15 protein-coding genes are annotated in these 20,152 nt (G+C 71.0%); 5 read left to right on the plus strand and 10 right to left on the minus strand.

Going from position 1 to position 20,152, the window contains the following annotated elements:
- Positions 1-10: 10 nt before the first annotated feature.
- On the minus strand, positions 11-1,366 hold the full coding sequence (locus ACZ69I_RS12940) for a family 2 encapsulin nanocompartment cargo protein terpene cyclase (protein WP_470832017.1): 1,356 nt from the start codon (positions 1,364-1,366) through the stop codon (positions 11-13).
- 107 nt (positions 1,367-1,473) lie between these two features.
- Entirely contained in the window at positions 1,474-2,886 is a 1,413-nt protein-coding gene (locus tag ACZ69I_RS12945; protein WP_470832019.1) for a family 2B encapsulin nanocompartment shell protein, read from the minus strand.
- Between the two features lie 429 nt (positions 2,887-3,315).
- Here ACZ69I_RS12945 and ACZ69I_RS12950 point away from each other — a divergent pair, with 429 nt between their 5' ends.
- Positions 3,316-4,689 (plus strand): FAD-dependent oxidoreductase, encoded by a 1,374-nt coding sequence (locus ACZ69I_RS12950; RefSeq protein WP_470832021.1) that lies wholly within the window; start codon positions 3,316-3,318, stop codon positions 4,687-4,689.
- 16 nt (positions 4,690-4,705) lie between these two features.
- Here the strand turns inward: ACZ69I_RS12950 and ACZ69I_RS12955 are convergent, their stop codons facing one another.
- Entirely contained in the window at positions 4,706-5,338 is a 633-nt protein-coding gene (locus tag ACZ69I_RS12955) for an alpha-ketoglutarate-dependent dioxygenase AlkB (RefSeq protein ID WP_467679735.1), read from the minus strand.
- A gap of 151 nt (positions 5,339-5,489) precedes the next feature.
- Positions 5,490-5,756 carry a GlsB/YeaQ/YmgE family stress response membrane protein gene (locus ACZ69I_RS12960; protein ID WP_389722894.1) on the minus strand — a complete coding sequence of 89 codons (267 nt, stop codon included), beginning with the start codon at positions 5,754-5,756 and terminating at the stop codon, positions 5,490-5,492.
- A gap of 240 nt (positions 5,757-5,996) precedes the next feature.
- Here ACZ69I_RS12960 and ACZ69I_RS12965 point away from each other — a divergent pair, with 240 nt between their 5' ends.
- Positions 5,997-8,042, plus strand: coding sequence for a SpoIIE family protein phosphatase (locus ACZ69I_RS12965; RefSeq protein WP_470832022.1), 2,046 nt, complete (start codon positions 5,997-5,999; stop codon positions 8,040-8,042).
- A 146-nt stretch (positions 8,043-8,188) separates the two neighbouring features.
- On the opposite strand, the gene ACZ69I_RS12970 is transcribed toward ACZ69I_RS12965, so the two are convergent.
- From ACZ69I_RS12970 to ACZ69I_RS12995, 6 genes are all read right to left on the minus strand, one after another.
- Positions 8,189-9,709: a catalase gene (locus tag ACZ69I_RS12970; protein ID WP_467679729.1), complete on the minus strand. Its 1,521-nt coding sequence runs from the start codon at positions 9,707-9,709 to the stop codon at positions 8,189-8,191.
- Between the two features lie 186 nt (positions 9,710-9,895).
- The gene (locus ACZ69I_RS12975) at positions 9,896-11,626 is read right to left on the minus strand and encodes a thiamine pyrophosphate-dependent enzyme (protein ID WP_467679727.1); all 1,731 of its coding nucleotides are present in this window, start codon (positions 11,624-11,626) and stop codon (positions 9,896-9,898) included.
- Between the two features lie 64 nt (positions 11,627-11,690).
- Positions 11,691-13,274: an FMN-binding glutamate synthase family protein gene (locus ACZ69I_RS12980; RefSeq protein WP_470832023.1), complete on the minus strand. Its 1,584-nt coding sequence runs from the start codon at positions 13,272-13,274 to the stop codon at positions 11,691-11,693.
- Positions 13,275-13,328: 54 nt separating this feature from the next.
- Positions 13,329-13,985: an endonuclease gene (locus ACZ69I_RS12985; RefSeq protein WP_470832025.1), complete on the minus strand. Its 657-nt coding sequence runs from the start codon at positions 13,983-13,985 to the stop codon at positions 13,329-13,331.
- A gap of 64 nt (positions 13,986-14,049) precedes the next feature.
- Entirely contained in the window at positions 14,050-16,170 is a 2,121-nt protein-coding gene (glgX, locus tag ACZ69I_RS12990) for a glycogen debranching protein GlgX (RefSeq protein ID WP_470832026.1), read from the minus strand.
- A 29-nt stretch (positions 16,171-16,199) separates the two neighbouring features.
- A complete protein-coding gene (locus ACZ69I_RS12995) occupies positions 16,200-16,685 on the minus strand; it encodes a pep a2 (RefSeq protein ID WP_467679718.1) in 486 nt (161 codons plus the stop codon).
- A gap of 287 nt (positions 16,686-16,972) precedes the next feature.
- Between ACZ69I_RS12995 and ACZ69I_RS13000 the strand changes: the two genes are divergently transcribed.
- The 3 genes from ACZ69I_RS13000 to ACZ69I_RS13010 all read left to right on the plus strand — a co-directional run.
- Positions 16,973-17,227, plus strand: a complete 255-nt coding sequence (locus ACZ69I_RS13000) for a DUF5133 domain-containing protein (RefSeq protein ID WP_467679716.1) — start codon at positions 16,973-16,975, stop codon at positions 17,225-17,227.
- A 57-nt stretch (positions 17,228-17,284) separates the two neighbouring features.
- A complete protein-coding gene (locus ACZ69I_RS13005; protein WP_470832029.1) occupies positions 17,285-19,297 on the plus strand; it encodes an alpha-1,4-glucan--maltose-1-phosphate maltosyltransferase in 2,013 nt (670 codons plus the stop codon).
- On the plus strand, positions 19,284-20,152 hold an 869-nt coding region (locus tag ACZ69I_RS13010; RefSeq protein ID WP_470832030.1), incomplete at its 3' end, for an alpha-amylase family glycosyl hydrolase. The genes ACZ69I_RS13005 and ACZ69I_RS13010, both read left to right, overlap by 14 nt.

Here is a 20,152-nt window from a genome sequence, read left to right on the forward strand (position 1 = left end):
ATCCATTCTCTTACCAGAAGTCGGGCAGGCTGTAGCGATAGGTGTTGGTCCGGTGCCAGTCGTGGTTGCCGTCGACCCACGTGGCCACGCCCCGCAGGAACCGCTGCACGTCCGGGACGGGACAGGCGGCGGCCAGGGCCGCGGCTTCGGACTCGAAGTCGTGCATGAGGTCGTTGTGGACCTCCACCGACTTCAGATAGGCGTCCCGGTCGGAGAGGCCCTCTCGCTCGGCGATCACGACGGGCAGGTTCAGGTGCCGCCCGGGTGCGTCGAGCTCCTTGGTGTAGGAGTAGAGGTCGTTCACGATGGTCGTCGCGTTGCCCGCGAGCGCGATGACCTTCTGCATGGCGGGCTGTGCGTGCAGGTCCGCCGGCAGTTCGTAGCCACCGACGGTGTCGGTGATGGTGGGGCAGGGGCGGAAGTTGTTGAACTGGCGCATCGCCAGGTACTCCCACACCTCGGGGACGCGGTCCTGCTGGGCCCAGGCGGCTTCGGCGAGGTACCCCATGTGCAGCCGGGCCATGTCGTGCCGGTACCGGTCGGCCTGGGAGGCGCTGGCCAGCTCGCCGAAGTACGCCATGGCGGAGCGGTAGGCACGCCGGGGCGCGTCCGAGTGGAGCGACTTCTCCCACTGCGGCTGGTACTCCCGCGTCGTGTGGAGGGGGTCGAGTGCGGTGTGCGCGAGGAGCAGGCGTTCGCCGAGTCCGTCGGGGGAGCCGCCGTGGTCCTCGCAGTAGCAGTCGTCCACCGCGTTCTCGGCGACCATCAGGCGGGTGGCGATCATCAGGTGGTCGATGGTGGGGGCGTCGGGATGGCAGCCGACCATGTAGCGCCCCACGGAGAAGCCGTCGAACTCCTCCTCCCAGTCGTCCGGGTACAGGCTGACCTCGTCCAGCGCCCAGGACTTGATCCTGCGGCTGACCTCCGCGACCCGCACCGGGTCGGGTTCCGGCACCGGGTGGTGGTAGAGGCCGGGGATCGGCGTCCCCTCCCCCGAAGCGGGGACCGGTGCGGACGTCGGCTCCGCGAGCGCGGGCGGCTCCTGGCGCGGGATCAGCCGCAGGCCCGCCGTGCCCAGGCCGGTGGGGCCCCGCAGGACCTGTGGCAGTTCGGCGTCCGGTGCCGGCGGCACGTCCGCCGGGGCCTCGGTCACCGGCGTGTCGGCCACGGGCAGGGCGCCGAGGGAAGGCGGGCCGGGCAACGACAGCGGGGGCGGGTCGGGTGCGGCGGTCGTGCGGGGCGGGCCGCCGGTCGCGGCCGTGATGTCGCAGGCGCGGGCTGCGGCGTCCGCGAGGACGTGCGCCGCGAAGTCGGCGGCGGCCTCCGGCAGGCCCGACTGCGGAGGTGTCGGCTCAGGCGCGGGCATCGATGGCTCCTTGCTGGGGTGGGCGGCTGGTCCCGAGGCCTGCCGGGCGGACGCGAGGGCCCCGGCGGACCGGGACGCCGTCGCGACCTGCCGGACAGGCCCGGCCGCTAGCTGGGCCAGTGGGCGATCTGCACGTTCTCCAGCACGCCGACCGCGTCCGGCACGAGGATGGCGGCGGAGTAGTAGGTGCTGACGAGGTAGGAGGTGATCGCCTGCTCGTTGAGGCCCATGAAGCGGACCGACAGGCCGGGTTCGTACTCCTCGGGGAGGCCGGTCTGGTGCAGACCGATGACGCCCTGGTTCTCCTCGCCCGTACGCATGCAGAGGATCGAGCTGGTCTTCTCCTTGGTGATGGGGATCTTGTTGCAGGGCAGGATCGGTACGCCCCGCCAGGCCGGGACCTGCTGACCGCCGAGGTCGACGTGGTCCGGATAGAGCCCGCGCGCGTTGAACTCGCGCCCGATGGCCGCGATCGTCCGGGGGTGCGCCAGGAAGAACTTGGATCCGCGGCGGCGGCAGAGCAGTTCGTCCAGGTCGTCGGGGGACGGCGGCCCCGCGTGCGTCTGGAAGCGCTGCTTGAAGTCGGCGTTGTGCAGGAGGCCGAACTCCCGGTTGTTTACCAGCTCGTGCTCCTGGCGCTCACGCAACGCTTCGATGGTGAGCCGGAGTTGCTCCTTGGTCTGGTTCATCGGCCCGTTGTAGAGGTCGGCGACCCTCGTGTGGATCCGCAGGATGGTCTGCGCGACCGAGAGTTCGTACTCGCGCGGCTTCTCCTCGTAGTCGACGAAGGCTCCGGGCAGCTCCTGCTCGCCGGTGTGGCCGGCCGACATCGCGATCTCCGCCTCGCCGCGGTGGTTCTGCCGGCGGTCGGAGCGGGACTTGTACTCCTCGATGTGGTCGCGCAGGTTCGGGGCCGAGGACAACACGGACGCGAAGTCGGCGCGGGACAGCGTGAGGAGGGTGCCGGGCGTCTCGGCGGTCGCGGTCTGCTCCCACTGGGCGTCCTCGTCCAGCAGGGCGTCGTCCCCGAAGCGGTCACCGTCCGCGAGTACGTCCAGGGTGACCTCGTCGCCGTAACTGCCCACCGAGTGCTGGCTGACGCGCCCGTGCGCGATCAGGTGCAGCCGGTCCGCGGGTGCGCCGCGCTCGACCAGCGTCTCGCCGGCCCGGAAGTCGCGCTGGACGCACCGGTCGGCGAGGGCGGTGAGCACGTCGACGTCGTCGAAGCCCTGCAGCGGGGCCAGTTCACCGAGTTCGCGCGGGATCACCCGGACGTCGGCGCCGTCCTGGACGAACTCCACGCGCCCGTCGCCGACGGTGAAGGTCAGCCGGCGGTTCACCCGGTAGACACCGCCCTTGGTCTCCACCCAGGGGAGCATCCGCAGCAGCCAGCGGGAGGTGATCTCCTGCATCTGCGGGGCGGACTTGGTCGTGGAGGCGAGATTGCGGGCGGCCGTGGTGCCCAGGCTCTTCTGCTGGGGCGGTACCGACGGAGCTTCCTGTGTCGAGTCAACGGTCATCTGGAGAGCTCTCCTTGGTCAGGGCAGGGACGCGCCGATAAGGGCGCCATCGGGCAAGCGTGAGGAAAGGGGGCAGAGGAACGGGAATCCGTCCAGATCCAGAGGAACACTAAGGGTCACGCCACCGCCCGGACCAAGGAAAGAGGGGGACATTAACTCGATACGATGATCGAGCCCGCACGATGTTTGCCCGGGTACCGGCGGGATTCAGCCCCGATTTCCGGGGCGCCGGGACGGGTGCAGGACCGGGCCGTGACGCCCGCACGCAGCGCATGCCCGTCGCATGTGCCGCTGTCGATCTCACCGCCCGCCGTCCGAATCGCGACAGTGCGCGGCCCGGTCGGGGCATGCCTGCGGTCACACTGCGCTCATCCGCCGTCCGGGGTGAAGTAGCGACGCGGTGTGCCGAGTTGAGAGGAACGACCGGTCATGGCGGACAATCAGCAGGACGTGTCGCCCGGTACCCGCTGGGAGCGGGCCGTCGTCGTCGGCGGCGGATATGCGGGGCTCGTGACCGCACGGGTCCTGGCCGATCACTTCGCCGACGTCCTCGTCCTGGAGCACGACCCGGTGGGGCCCGACACCGGGGTGCACCCCCACGTGCCGCAGGGCTACCACGCGCACGCGCTGCTCGCCCGGGGCGGTGAGGTGCTCGAGGGCCTCTTTCCGGGGCTGCGGGCCGAACTCGCCGCGCTGGGCGCGCCCGTCTTCGACTACGGGGAGCGGATCAGTTTCCTGCTGCCGACCGGCTACGCCCCGCCCGACCCGGTCGGCGTCCCCGTCCAGACCTTCACCCGCGACGAACTCGAACGGCGCCTGCGGCAGCGGGTGTCGAAGCTCCCGGCGGTCCGGCTGCTCGCGGCGACCCGCTGCGAGACGGTGACGGCGAGCGCCCCCGGCCGCCTCGACCGGGTCCGCTACCGCGCCCACGCATCCGGCGAGTCCGCGGAGGTCACCGCCGACCTCGTCGTCGACGCCTCGGGCCGCGCCACGGCCGTCGACCGGTGGCTCGCCGACGCGCGGCTTCCGGTGTCCGCCAAGACCGTCGTCAAGGCGAAGATCACCTACACCTCCGCCTGTTACGAACGTCCCGACGGGGACCGGCAGGAGTTCGACGTGGCGTACCAGATGGCCTTCGCGCCCGACGTGCCGCGCGGCGGGGTGGTGCTCGCCGTGGAGCACCACCGCTGGATGTGCTCGCTGCTCGGCGTCGACCGGCACGTGCCGCCGACCGACGACGAGGGCTACCTCGACTTCGCCCACACGCTCGGCAACCCCCGCCTCGCCGAGCAGATCAAGCGCGGCACCCGGCAGGGCGAGATCCACCGCTACACCAACCCCGGCAACGAGTGGCGCCTGCACCACAAGAACGCCCGCTGGCCCGAACGTCTGGTCGCCGTCGGCGACTCGCTCTGCGTGTTCAACCCCGTGTACGGGCAAGGGCTCACGGTCGCCGCCCTCGAGGCGGAACTGCTCGGCCGCCTGCTGCGCCGCCGCCGGGCCGAGGCGGCGGGGCTCGACGGCCTCAGCCGTGCCTACCAGCGTGCCGCGGCCCGGGTGATCCAGGTCCCGTGGACGCTGGCCACCAGCTCGGACCTCATGTGGACGCCCACCGGTCAGCCGCTGCCCGCGCGCTTCGCCCACTGGTACAACCAGCACGTGTTCGCGCTCGCCGTGCACGACGCGGACATCTGGGCCCGGTTCGTGCGCGTGCTGAACATGACGGCTCCGCCCTCGCTGCTGTTCCGTCCCGCGGTGCTCGGCAAAGTGGTGCGGCGGGCGCTCGGGCGCCGGTCCGGCTGAGCCGGGGCCGGTCCCGTCACCGCACCCCGTGCGGCCGGAACTGGATGCTGACGCGGCCCCCTGCGGCACGGGCCGACTTGGGGATCGCGTGTTCCCAGGTCCGCTGGCAGGAGCCGCCCATCACGATCAGATCGCCGTGCCCGAGCGGGCGCCGGACGGTCCCGCCACCGCCGTGGCGCGGCCGGAGCAGCAGATCGCGGGGTGCTCCCACGGAGAGGATGGCGACCATCGTGTTCTCGCGGGCGCCCCGGCCGATGCGGTCGCCGTGCCAGGCGACGCTGTCGCGCCCGTCGCGGTAGTGGCACAGGCCCGCCGTCGTGAAGGGTTCACCGAGCTCGTCGGCGTAGTGCGCGGAGAGGGCGCGGCGCGCCTCGTCGAGAACGGCGTGGGGGAGTGGTTCACCGGCGCCGTAGAACGCGAGCAGGCGCGGCACGTCCACCACCCTTTCGTACATCTGCCGGCGTTCGGCCTTCCAGGGGACTTCCCTGGCCAGTTGTTCGAACAGCAGGTCGGCGCCCTGCAGCCAGCCCGGCAGGAGGTCGATCCATGCCCCGTCCCCGAGGACGGTCCTGCGGATCGCGGTGAGCGGGCCGAGGCGTACGTCGTCGGCCTGGTCGAAGAGCGAGCCCTGGAGCTGGTGCGTGGACATGGAGTCAGTGTACGCGCGAATCGAACACGTGCACTAATTCGAATGCGGCGGTACGGGTCAGCACGCGAAAGCGCCCGCCCGGAGGCGACGGCGGAGAGAAGTCTCCGGGCCGTCGGCACCGGGCGGGCGCCGCTCGATACGACCGGTCGGGTCAGTGGGCCCGCTTCCCCGTGAACAGGCGGTAGAGGAACAGAACGATCACGGAACCGACGATGGCGGCGATCCACGTCGACAGGTGGAAGAACCCGTTGATCGAGTGGACGCCGAAGATCACCTTGCCCAGCCAACCGCCGAGCAGCCCGCCCACGATGCCGATGAGCATCGTCACCAGGCAGCCTCCCGGGTCCTTGCCCGGGGTGAGGGCCTTGGCGATGGCGCCCGCGATGAGGCCGATCAGGATCCAGGCGATGATGCCCACGAGAACGTTCCTTTCCCTTGTGTGCACGACGGCATGGGAGCTGCCGTCCGACTCAATGACGGATGTCCCGCCCTGGGCGTCTCACACAGGACCAAGGTCACGGGACGAGGGACGAAAGTCGGTTTTCGGCGGAACCGCCGGTGAGGCGGGCCCCGTAGTCACATGGTCACCCGAACCGTCCGGCCGCGCGCGTCGGGCGGCGGACGCTTATGGTGGCCGAGCGGCATACCGGAGACATCCATGACGTCAGCCAAGAAGCCACCCCTCGATCTGGAACAGTGCCTGCTCCTGACCGGCGTGGGCTGCTTCGACTGGGATCTGCGGAGCGGGGACCTCAGCCTCGGAGCGGGCGCGCTCGCGCTGCTCGACCTGCGCCCCGGCGAGTTCGACGGGCAGGTCGGCTCGCTGCAAGGACGGCTGCCCCCCGAGGAGGCCGCCCGCATCAACTCCGCCGTCACGGAAGCCATCGCCACGGGCGCCGACTCCTACGGCGTGTACTTCCGGGTCCGCAGACGCGACGGCTCCCTGCGCCTCGGCCACGCCCGCGGCCGCGTCCTGCGCGACGACGACGGCCGGGCCGAGCGCGTGGTCGGAATCCTGCGGTCGGCCGCGAACGACGGCACGGAACTCGCGGCCACCGACCCCAGGGAGGAGCGCCGCCAGGGCATCGCCCTGATGGTGCAGGGCACCACGGAGGCCCTCTCGCGGGCCGTCACCGTCGACGACGTCGTGGCCGTGCTGTCCGGCGCGAGCGGCCTGGACCGGTTCGCCGCCGACGGCCTCGTCCTCGGACTCGTCGAGGGGGAGAACCTGAAGCTGATCGCCCTGGTGGGCCAGTCGATGCAGGCTCTCGACGAACTCAAGCTCTACAAGGTCGACGAATCGCTGCCGCTCGCCGAGGCCGTGATGACCCGCCAGCCCCGCTTCGTGGGCTCACTGCCCGGCCTCGCCCGGCGCTTCACCCGCCTGCGGCCCTACATCGAGAGCATGAAGCTGGACTCGGCGGCGTTCCTGCCCCTGGTCGCGCAGGACCGCGCCATCGGCGGGCTCGCCCTCTTCTACCGCGGCCGCAGGGAGTTCAGCGAGGCGGACCGCAATCTGTGCATCGGCCTCTCCGGCATCGTCGCCCAGTCGCTGCAGCGCGCCATGCTGTTCGACGAGGAACGCGACCTCGCCAAGAGCCTGCAGGCCACGATGTTGCCGCGCGGGATCCCACATGTCGCGGACACCGAACTCGCCGTGCGCTACCACGCGGCCTGGGGCGGCCGGGAGGTCGGCGGCGATTTCTACGACGTGATCTCCCTGCCCCGCGGGCGCATCGGCGTGGTCGTCGGTGACGTGCAGGGACACGACACCCACGCCGCGGCCATCATGGGGCAGTTGCGGATCGCCCTGCGGGCCTTCGCCGGTGAGGGGCACCCGCCCGCGACCGTGCTCTCCCGGACCTCCCGCTTCCTGGCCGAGCTCGACACCGAGCGCTTCGCCACCTGCACCTACGCCCAGTTCGACCCGGCCACGGGCGTCGTGCGCGCGGTCCGGGCCGGCCATCTGCCGCCCCTCGTGCGCCACGTGGACGGCAGGGTGGGCGTGCCCCGGGTGCGCGGCGGGCTGCCGTTGGGTCTTGCCACGGAGTTCGGCATGGAGGACTACCCCGAGGTGCGGCTCGACCTCGTGCCCGGCGAGACCATGGTGCTGTGCACGGACGGCCTCGTGGAGGACGCCGGACTCGACCTCGACACGGGGATGCGGAACCTCGCCGAGGTGCTGGGCGAGGGGCCGGAGGCGGCGGAGGACCTGGCGGACCACCTCTCGCGGGCGCTCTGGGAGAGGTGGGGAACCGGTGACGACGTGGCGCTCCTGGTGCTGCGCCGCCGCCCCGACCCCGGCACCCTCCAGGAACCGCGCATCCACCGCTACGTCCACCAGGCCGACCCCGAAGGGCTCGCCGACGCACGGGCGGCGCTGCGGGAACACCTCGCGGCCTGGGGGGTGGGCGAGGTCGCCGACGACGTCGAGGTGGCGGCGGGCGAACTCCTCGTCAACGCGTTGGTTCACACCGAGGGAGGCGCGATCCTCACGCTGGAGGTGCTCAGCGGCCCGCCGCGCCGGGTCCGCCTCTGGGTGAAGGACCGCTCCAGCGACCGCCCCCGCAAGAGGACACCGGGCGAGACCGCCACGTCCGGCCGCGGGATGCTCCTGGTGGAGGCGGTGGCCACCGGGTGGGGCGTCGAACCCCGGGGCGAGGGCAAGGCCGTCTGGTGCGACTTCGACGTGCCGGAGAGGTGACGCGGGGAGCTGGCGCGGGGAGCTGACGTACCGCAGAAGCGGCGTACCGCAGAAGCGGCGTACCGCAGAACCGGCGTTCCGCAGAACCGGCCGACGGCCGCCACCCCGGAGGGCGGCGGCCGTCGGTCAGGGGGCCGTGCGCGGTGTCAGGCCTTGTCCTGCATGCTGCTCCGCGCGGGATTGGCCTGCTGGGCGGCCTTGGGGTCCTTCTCGCTCGCCTTGGCGCGCACGCCCTGCTCGATGCGCTCACCGATGGACTTGTCGATCTTCGACCAGTACTCGAAGGCGCGGGCGAGCACGGGCTCGGTCACGCCGTTGAGGAGGTGGCCGACCACGTTGTCCACGAGGCGGTCCCGCTCGGCGTCGTTGAGGACCTCGCGCACCATCGTGCCCGGCTGCCCCCAGTCGTCGTCCTCGGCGTGGTCGACGTAGGCGGCGCGGGTGATGTCGCCGTCCGCGTGCCAGCTCGGCGGGGCGTAGCGGCTCGGGTCGGCTGCCGGGCCGCCCTTGGAGTTCGGTGCGTAGACCGGGTCCTGGCGCTTGTGGATGGCCATCGCCCCGTCCTTGGAGTACGTGTGGACGGGCACGATGGGGGCGTTGACCGGCAGCTGCTGGTAGTTGCCGCCGATCCGGTAGCGGTGCGAGTCGGCGTAGGAGAACAGCCGCGCGAGCAGCATGCGGTCGGGGCTCGGCCCGATGCCCGGGACCAGGTTGTTCGGCTGGAACGCCGCCTGCTCGATCTCGGCGTGGTTGTCCGTGGGGTTGCGGTCCAGCGTCATGCGGCCGACCTCGATCAGCGGGTAGTCGCCGTGCGGCCACACCTTGGTCAGGTCGAACGGGTTGAAGCGGTACGTCGCCGCGTCCTCGTACGGCATGATCTGCACGTACAGCGTCCAGCTGGGGTAGTCCCCGTCCCGGATGTGCTCGAAGAGGTCACGGGTGTGGTAATCCGTGTCGGCGGCGGCCATCTGGTCGCCCTCGTGCTGTGTGAAGTTCTCGACGCCCTGGTCGGTCTTGAAGTGGTACTTCACCCAGCAGCGCTTGCCCTCCGCGTTGATCCACATGTACGTGTGCGAGGTGTAGCCGTTCATGTGGCGCCAGGTGCGCGGGATGCCGCGGTCGCCCATCAGCCAGGTGACCTGGTGGGCCGACTCGGGGGAGAGGGTCCAGAAGTCCCACTGCATGTCGTGGTCGCGGAGGTTGTTGTCCGCCCGGCGTTTCTGGGACCTGATGAAGTGCTGGAACTTCATCGGGTCCTTCACGAAGAAGACCGGGGTGTTGTTCCCGACCATGTCGTAGTTGCCCTCGGTGGTGTAGAACTTCACCGCGAACCCGCGCGGGTCGCGCCAGGTGTCCGGGCTTCCGCGCTCGCCCGCGACGGTGGAGAAGCGGGCCACGAGGTCGGTCCGGGTGCCCGGCTGGAAGACCGCGGCCTTGGTGTACGCGCTGACGTCCGCGGTGACCTCGAAGTGGCCGAAGGCGCCGCTGCCCTTGGCGTGCGGCTGCCGTTCGGGGATCCGCTCCCGGTTGAACTGCGCCATCTGTTCGATCAGATAGGAGTCCTGGAGGAGGATCGGGCCACCGGCGCCAACGGTGAGCGAGTGTTCGTCGCTCTCCACCGGAACGCCGGCATCGGTGGTGGTGACCTTACCTGTGGCGTCGTTCATGGGCTGCGTATGCCTTTCCTGCGGCGATGTCTGGCGTTGGCGTCAAGTCCATATTGCGGCTTTTGCGGCGGTGCGGCGATTCGCCGACACGGGCGGATCCCGCCGGACAGCCCTCGGGTGCCCGGCTTCTCGCCGCCAATACCTGGAGCGCACATCTGTTTCCTGCACGCCCTGGGGAGCGACCGGTCAGTGACCGCCGGGGCTGGTGAGGTTCTCGCGGATCTTGGCGATGGCGAAGCCCCAGCCCTGCTGCACGGTCGGCTTGGCCGGCACGGCGATCTCCTCGGGGTTGGTGAGGACGTCCAGGAGGACGGGGCCCGGCGTGGCGAAGGCCCGGGTGACCGCCTCCGCGAGGTCCTCGGCCCGGCTCACCCGGATGCCGGTGATGCCGAGGGCCCCGGCGACGGCGGCGAAGTCCGGGTTGTCGAGCTCGGTGCCGAATTCCGGCAGGCCCGCCTCCTCCTGCTCCAGCTTCACCATCCCGAGCCGCTGGTTGTCGAAGACGACGAGCTTGACCGGCAACTGACGGCTGCGGATGGTCATGAGGTCGCCGAGGAGCATGCCGAGACCGCCGTCGCCGCAGAAGGCGACGACCTGCCGGTCGGGGTCGAGGAGCTGGGCGCCGATCGCCTGCGGCATCGCGTTGGCCATCGAGCCGAGGTTGTACGAACCGAGCAGGCGCCGGGAGCCGCGCATCTCGACGAAGCGCGAGAGCCACACGGTGGCCATGCCGGTGTCCGAGGTGAACACGGCGTCGTCCGCAGCCGCGGCGTCCACCGCGGCGGCCAGCGCCTCCGGACGCACCAGGTGGTCCCGGTTGTCGAAGGCGGACCGCACCTTGCCGATGAGGCCACGGTCGTGCCCCGGGGCGGCGAGCCGCTGCTGCCCCTCCTGCCACTTGGTGAACTTCTCGCGCGCTCCGTCCAGGTGACCGCGGTCCGTGCGCTGCTCGAGCCGCTGCAGAAGACCCCGCACGGTGGGGCCGACATCGGCGGCCAGGGCCACGTCCACCGGCACGCGTCGGCCGATGTGCTCCGCGACCCGGTCGACCTGGACGACCTTCTTGCCCTGCGGATACCACTCCCGGTACGGGAAGTCGGTGCCGAGCAGCAGCAGGGTGTCGGCGTGGTCCATCGCGTGGGCGGCGGCCGGATTGCCGATCAGGCCCGTCTGGCCGACCTGGTACGGGTTGTCGCCCTCGAAGCCCTCCTTCGCCTTCAGGGTGATCACCATGGGCGAGGCAAGGCGTTCCGCGAGGGCGAGCACGTCCTCGCGGGAGCCGCGCGCTCCCCGGCCGACCAGCATGGTGACCTTGCCACCGTCGGCGAGGGCGGCGGCCGCGGCGTCGAGCACCGGGTCGTCGGGCCGGTTGGCAGACTCCGCCACGGAGAGCCGGGTCGGACGGTCGTTCGGCAGCTCCTTGTCGCCGACGTCGCCGGGGACCGTCAGTACGGCCACACCGCGGCGCCCGATCGCGCTGCGCACGGCGATCTCCAGGAGACCGGGCAGCTGCTCCGGAGAGGTGACGGTGGCGCGGAAGACGGCGACGTCGCGGAAGAGCAGGTCGTTGTCGACCTCCTGGAAGTAGTCGGTGCCCACCTCCCCGAGTGGCACCTGACCGGCGATGGCGAGCACCGGGGTGCCGCTCTTGGCCGCGTCGTACAGGCCGTTGAGCAGGTGCACGGAGCCGGGCCCGACGGTGCCCATGCAGACCCCGAGGGTGTCGGTGAGCTGCGACTGCGCGCCCGCGGCGAAGGCCGCGGCCTCCTCGTGCCGACAGCCCACCCACTCGACGGAACCGCTCTCACGGATGGCGTCGGTGAAGGGGTTGAGAGCGTCTCCCACCACGCCGAAGACATGGCGCACCCCGAGTTCTTCCAGGGCGTCGGTGACGACACGGGCAACAGTGCGTGACATGGGTGTTCCTCTCACAGATCACAGATCGGGGTCGAACGGGCGGCGGCCGCGCGCGGGCGGGCCGTCAGGGAGCGAAGGAGTCGGGGTCGGCCGCCCGCCAGTCGGCGGCCCAGCCCGCGGGCCCCCCGGCGAGCAGCTCGCCGGGGGAGAGCCACTCGTACAGCTCGGCATACGAGCGGAACCGGCCGTGGTCCTCGCGGCGGCGCAGCAGACGGGGGCCGAGCTCGGAGGGCTCGCGCACGCCCATGGCGGCCATGATGCGCAGCGCGCTCTGGACGGTGGCCTGCTGGTAGCGCGTGACGCGCGCGGACTTGTCCACCACGTCGAGGGCGCGGGCCCGGTGCGGGTCCTGGGTGGTGACACCGGTCGGGCAGCGGTTGGTGTGACAGCGCTGGGCCTGGATGCAGCCGACGGCGAACATCATGGCGCGGGCCGCGTTGGTGTAGTCGGCGCCCATCGCGAGCCGCTTGACGATGTCGGAACCCGTCGCCACCTTGCCGCTCGCGCCGACGCGGATACGCTCCCGCAGCCCCGCCCCCGTCAGCGCGCCGTGCACGGCGATCAGGCCCTCGGTGAGGGGCATGCCGAGGTGGTCGGCGAACTCCAGAGGGGCCGCGCCCGTACCGCCCTCCGCACCGTCCACGACGATGAAGTCGGGTGTGATCCCCTCCGCCACCATGGCCTTGCACACGGCGAGGAACTGCGTCCGGGACCCCGGGCACAGCTTGAAGCCCACCGGTTTGCCGCCGGTCAGTTCCCGCATCCGGGCGAGGAACAGGACCAGTTCGCGCGGGGTGGAGAACACGCGGTGGTACGGGGGAGAGACGACGGTCTCCCCCTCCGGCACGCCGCGTACGGAGGCGATCTCGGCGTTGACCTTGCTGCCGGGCAGGACGCCGCCGATCCCCGGCTTCGCGCCCTGCGACAGCTTGAGCGACACGCAGCGGACGGCGGGGTGGGCGGCCTTCTCGGCGAACTTCTTCTCGTCGAAGCCGCCGTCGCGGGTGCGGCACCCGAAGTAGCCGGTGCCGATCTCCCAGACGAGGTCGCCGCCGGGGCGCAGGTGGTACTCGGAGAGGCCGCCCTCGCCGGTGTCGTGGGCGAAGCCGCCGCGCGCCGCCCCCGTGTTCAGGGCCAGGATCGCGTTGGCGGAGAGCGAGCCGAAGCTCATCGCCGACACATTGAGGAGCGCCATGTCGTACGGCTCGGCGCAGTCGGGCCCGCCGATCCGGACGCGGGGCGCCTCCTCGGGCACCTGCACCGGCGCCATGGACGGCACGAGCAGCTCGTAGCCGCGCTGGTCCATGTCGCGCTCGCTGCCGAACGGCTCCTCGGCGGAGACGCCCTTGGCCCGCTCGTAGACGATGCTGCGGGTGTCGCGGTCGAACGGCCTGCCGTCGTAGTTGCGCTCCACGAAGTACTGCTGCAGCTCCGGTCGCAGCGCCTCCATGAGGAAGCGCAGATGGCCCAGGACGGGGTAGTTCCGCAGCACCGAGTGCCGCCGCTGGACGAGGTCGTACAGACCGGTCAGCGCCACGGCGAGGAAGGGTGCGGCGGCGAACCACCACCACGGGGAGACCAGCAGCGCCAGGAGCACGCCTCCTGCCGCGCAGGCCGTCAGCAGGGCCACCATTGCGAAACGCGTCATGATCCTCATTTGACCCGAATTCGGCACGTCACACGTGCCCCGGTCGACCTGTCGTTACGCCGTCCGGTCGTCGGCCCGCTCCAGGCACGCGTCCACGATCTTCCGGTCGAGAGCGGCCCGCACGAGCGCGGCGGCCAGCACGCTGGGCCGTTCGTCGGTCAGCCGCAGCAGTTCGGACGCGGTCCGCGGCAGACCGAGCCGCTCCGCCCCCTGCAGCACCTTGGCGTCGAGGCGCGGCCGGTATTCGGGCCAGACGTCCTGCACCTCGCGCAGGAAGATGTCCACGCCGGTGGGGCCGAGCCCCGGCACCCGCCGCAGCACCCGTTCCAGGGCGGCCTCGTCACCGTCGGCCTCCTCCCGGACCCGGCGCAGGTCGCCGTGCCACTCCTCGGTCACCAGGCGGGCGCCGTCGCCGAGCTGGGTCGCGGTGCGTTCGTCGTAGCGCCGGTAGCCGCCGCGTCCCAGGGCGTCGACGCGCTGCTGCCAGGTGGCGTCGGCCATCTGCCGGGGCCCGCGCAGCCCGGCGTCGTACAGGGCGCGGGCGCTCGCCACCGCGACGGAGGCCCGGATGCGGGCGCTGAGCAGGGAGGAGAGGACGAGGGTGCGGTAGAGCGGCTGGGGGGTGTCGGTCAGCCGGATGCCCGCCTCGGCGGCGTACGTCTGTCCCGAGGTCCTGAGCAGTTCTCGCAGCACGGCCTGTCGGTCGGTCATGGCGCCACCCCCTGGGCATCGTCGCGGCGGTACCGGGTCCCTGTACCCACCGATGACCACTCGACTACGACGGAGTGCGCACCGGTGGCCGCGACAGCACGAGCAGGCTGTGCGGCGCCAGGGTGACCTCGCCGGCGGCCTTGTGTTCCGTCTCGTCCGAGAGGCCCCGCGGGTCCGTGGTGTCGAGCCGGGTCTCCCAGCGCTCGCCGTACGTGGCGTCCGGCAGCCGGAAGAGGACCGGGTCCCCGCAGCTGTTCAGCAGGAGCAGGAAGGAGTCGTCCACCACGGGCCTGCCGTGGGCGTCGGGCTCCGCGATGGCGTCGCCGTTGAGGAAGACGCCGACGGCGTGGGCGTCGGGGCGCTGCCAGTCCTCGTCCGTCATCTCGTGGGCGTCGGGCCGCAACCACACCAGGTCGGGCAGCGGCGGGCAGTCGTGGGCCGGGGTCTCGCCGCGGAAGAAGCGGCGTCGGCGCAACACCGGGTGCGCGGCGCGCAGTTCGATGGCGCGCCGGGTGAAGTCGATGAGTTCGCGCTGGTCGTCGTCGAGGTCCCAGTCGATCCAGGAGATCTCGTTGTCCTGGCAGTAGGCGTTGTTGTTGCCCTGCTGCGTGCGGCCCAGTTCGTCGCCGTGCGCGAGCATCGGGATGCCCTGCGAGACCATGAGGGTGGCGAGGAAGTTGCGCTGCTGGCGCGCCCGCAGCTCCAGGATCCGGCCGTCCGAAGTGGGGCCCTCCGCCCCGCAGTTCCAGGAGCGGTTGGCGTTGTCGCCGTCCTGGTTGCCTTCCGCATTGGCCTCGTTGTGCTTGTCGTTGTACGAGACCAGGTCGCGCAGGGTGAAGCCGTCGTGGGCGGTGACGAAGTTGACGCTGGCCCGGGGGCGGCGGCGGTCGTGCTGGTAGAGGTCGGAAGAGCCGGTGAGGCGGGAGGCGAACTCGGCGAGCGTGTGCTCCCCGCTGCGCCAGAAGTCCCGTACCGCGTCCCGGTACTTGCCGTTCCACTCCGACCACAGGGGCGGGAAGTTGCCGACCTGGTAGCCCCCGTCCCCGACGTCCCAGGGTTCGGCGATGAGCTTGACGCGGCTGACCACCGGATCCTGCTGGACCAGGTCGAAGAAGGCCGAGAGCCGGTCCACGTCGTGGAACTGGCGCGCGAGCGTGGCCGCGAGGTCGAACCGGAAGCCGTCGACGTGCATCTCCGTCACCCAGTACCGCAGCGAGTCCATCACCAGCTGCAGGACGTTGGGGTGCCGCATCAGCAGGCTGTTGCCCGTACCGGTGGTGTCGAAGTAGTGGGCCGGATCGCCTTCCGGCAGGCGGTAGTACGAGGCGTTGTCGATGCCGCGGAAGGCGAGCGTGGGGCCGTTCTCGTTGCCCTCGGCCGTGTGGTTGTAGACCACGTCGAGGATCACTTCGAGGCCGGCCGCGTGCAGCGCCTTCACCATCGACTTGAACTCCGTGACCTGCTCGCCCCGGGTGCCGTGCGCCGCGTAGCCGTTGTGCGGGGCGAAGAAGCCGATGGAGGCGTACCCCCAGTAGTTCGACAGACCGCGGTCGTGCAGGAAGCCGTCCTGCACGTACTGGTGCACGGGCATCAGCTCGACGGCGGTCACGCCCAGGGACGTCAGGTGCTCGATGACCGCGTCGCTCGCGAGGCCCGCGTACGTGCCCCGCAGCTCCGGGGGCACGCCGGGGTGCCTGCGCGTCAGGCCGCGTACGTGCGCCTCGTAGACGACCGTCTCGGCGTACGGCCTGCGGGGCGGCCGGTCGTCGCCCCAGGTGAAGGCCGGGTCGACGACCACCGAGAGAGGGGTGTGCCCGGCGCTGTCGGCCGGTTCGGGCCCCTCCGCCGCGCGTTCGTACAGCGCGGCGTCGTTGTCGATCTGCCCCTCGACGGCTCTGGCGTAGGGGTCGAGGAGCAGTTTGGCGGGGTTGCACCGGTGACCCGCGGCGGGGTCCCAGGGGCCGTGCACGCGGTAGCCGTACCGCTGCCCGGGGCCGACGCCGGGCAGGTAGCAGTGCCAGACGAAGCCGTCGACCTCGGACAGGGTGACGTCGTCGTGTGTGCCGTCGTCGTGCAGCAGGACGAGGACGACGCGTTCGGCCACCTCGCTGAACAGGGCGAAGTTCGTGCCGTCGCCGTCGTACGTGGCGCCCAGGGGGAAAGGGGATCCGGTCCAGGTGCGCACACGACTGCCTTCCTTACGGGTGGGCCGAGTCACGTCTCAGGTGAACCCGCCAGGACTGCCATGCTCTCCTCCCGCGGCACCTCCAGCGACTCGGGGACGCAGGGCACGGGCGGGACGGGGGCCAGCGGGACGTGGTCGGGCGTCCGGTCGCGGCACGCGAACCAGATGATCTTTCCGACGGCCGCAGGACAGCTGCCCCAGCCGTCGCTCAGCGCGGCGATCTGGGCCAGCGGGCCCTGCGGCGCGTAGTGCGGGACGGGCAGGTCACGGTCCTTGTCCGAGACGGCGGTGATGAGGTGGTGCCCCGTCCACCACATCTCGATGGCCGTCTCCTTGTCCGTGCCGTGCTCCTCGACGGCCCGGAGGAGCACCCGGGTGCAGTGACAGACGGGTTCGACGAGGTAGTGCAGGCCCCAGTGCCGCAGATGCGCGGCCAGGATGCGACCGACCTGATCGACCTTCTCCGGGCCGATCTCCACGTCGAGGTGGTAGTAGCGGGGTGTTGCCGACTTCATGGTGCGTGGCTCCTCTCGGCGAAGCTCCCGCTCCTCCCGGCCCAGCGGGCCGAGCCCCGAACACGAAACGTGAGCACTCATCGCTCCTGAGTCATTTCAGGGTGGAATCACTACTCCATTCGCGCAACACGAGTGAGCGGGCCGATTGTTCAAAACCCAACAAGACGCGGCGTGTCCGAACGTGCACCATGAGTGGAAACCGGTCGGCGCGAGCCGTCCGGAACTCTTCGTGCGGTGCGGTTCCGCGTCGGCCAGACGCACCGGTCGCACCTGCGCAGAACGAGAAGGTGAGCAGCGTGGTGCTGTTGCCTGCAAAAGATGTCGTCGAGCGGCATCTGAGTCAGTACCGGTCGTGGGAACGGCTGTTGTTCATCCGTCCCGGCGACCGCGCCGTGCGCACGCGGTTCGAGGACAACGCGTACACGCTGTGCGTGTTGATGGGTGAGTGCACGGCGCGGGTGGCCGCCGAGGCGGCCGAGGAGTACCTGCGTCCGCGCGCCGCCTGTCGACCGCGGCCGGCGCCCGAGCACCTGGGGCAGTAGTCACACACGGCTCCCGCCGGGACCGTGCCCGCCACGAGCGCGGTGGAGGAGAGACCGATGACCTCAGTTCCGGGGACGCCCCCCGTCCCCGTCCGGGATGTCCGGCCGGTCGTCGACGGCGGCCGCCGTCCGGCGAAGGCGGTACCCGGTGAGACCTTCCAGGTCACGGCGACGGTCTTCGGCGAGGGGCACGCGGCGGTCGGCGCCAACGTGGTGCTGCTCGGCCCCGCCGGGCGGTGCGGGCCGTGGGCACCCATGCGTGAACTGTCCCCGGGCACCGACCGCTGGGGCGCCGACGTCACGCCGGACGCGGAGGGCCACTGGACGTACGCCGTGGAGTCCTGGTCGGACCCCGTGACGGCGTGGCGCCGCTCGGCCGAGGTCAAGGTCCCCGCGGGCATCGACGTCGGACTGGTGCTCGAGGAGGGGGCGTTGCTCTACGAGCACGCCGCGGCCGGAGTGCCGGAAGGGGCGGAGCGGCAGATCCTGCTGACCGCGGCGGACGCGCTCCAGGACGACCTGCGGTCCCCGGCCGAGCGCCTCGACGCCGCGCTGACGGCCCGGGTGGCGGCGGTCCTTTCCCGCTTCCCGCTGCGCGAGCGGGTCACCCGCTCGGACGCTCTTCCGCTCGTGGTCGAGCCGCGCAGGGCGCTGTTCGGCTCCTGGTACGAGTTCTTCCCGCGCTCGGAGGGCGCGATCGTCCGGGAGGGGGCGCCGCCCGTCTCCGGGACGTTCCGTACGGCGGCGGCGCGGCTGCCCGCCATCGCCGCCATGGGTTTCGACGTCGTCTATCTGCCGCCGATCCACCCCATCGGCACCACCTTCCGCAAGGGCCCCGACAACGCGCTGGTGGCGGGGCCGCACGACGTGGGTGTGCCGTGGGCGATCGGCTCGCCCGAGGGCGGTCACGACGCCGTCCATCCGGACCTGGGCACGCTGGCGGACTTCGACGCCTTCGTGGGCGAGGCCGGGCGGCTCGGCCTCGAAGTGGCCCTGGACTTCGCGCTGCAGTGCTCGCCGGACCACCCGTGGGTGGAGAAGCACCCCGAGTGGTTCACCCATCGCGCGGACGGCTCCATCGCGTACGCGGAGAACCCGCCGAAGAAGTACCAGGACATCTATCCGCTCGACTTCGACCGCGACCTGCCGGGGCTGGTCGCCGAATCGACCCGGCTGCTGCGGTTCTGGATGGGCCACGGCGTGCGGGTATTCCGCGTCGACAACCCCCACACCAAGCCCGTCGCGTTCTGGGAACTGGTGCTCGCCGACATCCGTCGCACCGACCCCGACGTGCTGTTCCTGGCCGAGGCCTTCACTCGCCCGCCGATCGTGCGGGCGCTGGCGGAGGCGGGGTTCCAGCAGTCGTACACGTACTTCACCTGGAGGAACACCAAGCAGGAACTCACCGACTACCTCACGGAGTTGTCGCGCGAGACCGCCCATGTCCTCCGGCCGAACTTCTTCGTGAACACCCCCGACATCCTGTCCGGGTTCCTCCGGGAGGGTGGCCGCCCGGCCTTCGAGATCCGGGCGGTCCTTGCCGCCACGCTGGCACCGAACTGGGGCGTGTACGCCGGGTTCGAGCTGTGCGAGAACAGTGCCGTCCGGCCGGGCAGCGAGGAGTACCTGCACTCCGAGAAGTACCAACTGCGGCCCCGCGACTGGGCGGCGGCCGAGCGCGAGGGGCGCACCATCACGCCCCTGATCACCGCGCTGAACCGGATCCGGCGGCAGCACCCCGCCCTTCAGCAGCTCCGGAACCTCCACTTCCACCAGGCCGACAGCGACGCGGTCATCGTCTACAGCAAGCGCGACGGTGCCGACACGGTCCTGGTGGTGGTCAATCTGGACCCGTGCCGGGCAAGCGAAGCCACGGTGTCCCTGGACATGCCGCGACTGGGCCTCGACTGGGACGAGACCGTGCCGGTGCGCGACGAGCTCACCGGCGACACCTACCACTGGGGCAGGACCAACTACGTGCGCCTCGAACCGGGCCGCGCGCCCGCGCACGTACTCGTCCTGCGACCGTCCTCACCACTGAGAGGTCACCCACACCATGATCATGAATGAGCCCGTCCAGGACACCTTCGAGGACACCCCCACCAAGGACCGGGATCCCGACTGGTTCAAGCGGGCCGTCTTCTACGAGGTCCTCGTCCGCTCCTTCCAGGACAGCAACGGCGACGGCATCGGCGACCTGAAGGGCATCACCGCCAAGCTGGACTACCTGCAGTGGCTGGGCGTGGACTGCCTGTGGCTGCCGCCGTTCTTCAAGTCCCCGCTGCGCGACGGCGGTTACGACGTCTCCGACTACACCGCCGTCCTGCCCGAGTTCGGCGACCTCGCCGACTTCGTGGAGTTCGTCGACTCCGCCCACCAGCGCGGCATGCGCGTGATCATCGACTTCGTCATGAACCACACCAGCGACCAGCACCCGTGGTTCCAGGCCTCACGCACCGACCCCGAAGGCCCCTACGGCGACTACTACGTCTGGGCCGACGACGACAAGGCCTACAGCGACGCCCGCATCATCTTCGTCGACACCGAAGCCTCCAACTGGACCTTCGACCCCGTGCGCAAGCAGTACTTCTGGCACCGCTTCTTCTCCCACCAGCCCGACCTCAACTACGAGAACCCCGCCGTCCAGGAAGAGATCATCTCCGCCCTCCGCTTCTGGCTCGACCTGGGCATCGACGGATTCCGCCTCGACGCCGTCCCGTATCTCTATGCCGAAGAGGGCACCAACTGCGAGAACCTGCCGCGGTCGCACGCCTTTCTCAAGCGGATCAGATCCATGGTCGACACGCATTATCCGGACACCGTCCTGCTTGCCGAGGCCAATCAGTGGCCCGAGGACGTCGTGGACTACTTCGGTGACTTCCAGAACGGCGGCGACGAATGCCACATGGCATTCCACTTCCCCGT

It is taken from the genome of Streptomyces sp. NPDC036815 (genome assembly GCF_055609205.1).

Excerpts from the sequence above, each read along its gene's own strand:
- ACZ69I_RS12970 (WP_467679729.1), bottom strand. The coding sequence starts at position 9,709 with ATGAACGACGCCACAGGTAAGGTCACCACCACCGATGCCGGCGTTCCG.
- ACZ69I_RS12945 (WP_470832019.1), bottom strand. The coding sequence starts at position 2,886 with ATGACCGTTGACTCGACACAGGAAGCTCCGTCGGTACCGCCCCAGCAG.
- ACZ69I_RS12950 (WP_470832021.1), top strand. The coding sequence starts at position 3,316 with ATGGCGGACAATCAGCAGGACGTGTCGCCCGGTACCCGCTGGGAGCGG.
- ACZ69I_RS12995 (WP_467679718.1), bottom strand. The coding sequence starts at position 16,685 with ATGAAGTCGGCAACACCCCGCTACTACCACCTCGACGTGGAGATCGGC.
- ACZ69I_RS12955 (WP_467679735.1), bottom strand. The coding sequence starts at position 5,338 with ATGTCCACGCACCAGCTCCAGGGCTCGCTCTTCGACCAGGCCGACGAC.
- ACZ69I_RS12980 (WP_470832023.1), bottom strand. The coding sequence starts at position 13,274 with ATGACGCGTTTCGCAATGGTGGCCCTGCTGACGGCCTGCGCGGCAGGA.
- ACZ69I_RS12940 (WP_470832017.1), bottom strand. The coding sequence starts at position 1,366 with ATGCCCGCGCCTGAGCCGACACCTCCGCAGTCGGGCCTGCCGGAGGCC.
- ACZ69I_RS12965 (WP_470832022.1), top strand. The coding sequence starts at position 5,997 with ATGACGTCAGCCAAGAAGCCACCCCTCGATCTGGAACAGTGCCTGCTC.
- ACZ69I_RS13005 (WP_470832029.1), top strand. The coding sequence starts at position 17,285 with ATGACCTCAGTTCCGGGGACGCCCCCCGTCCCCGTCCGGGATGTCCGG.
- ACZ69I_RS12975 (WP_467679727.1), bottom strand. The coding sequence starts at position 11,626 with ATGTCACGCACTGTTGCCCGTGTCGTCACCGACGCCCTGGAAGAACTC.
- ACZ69I_RS12985 (WP_470832025.1), bottom strand. The coding sequence starts at position 13,985 with ATGACCGACCGACAGGCCGTGCTGCGAGAACTGCTCAGGACCTCGGGA.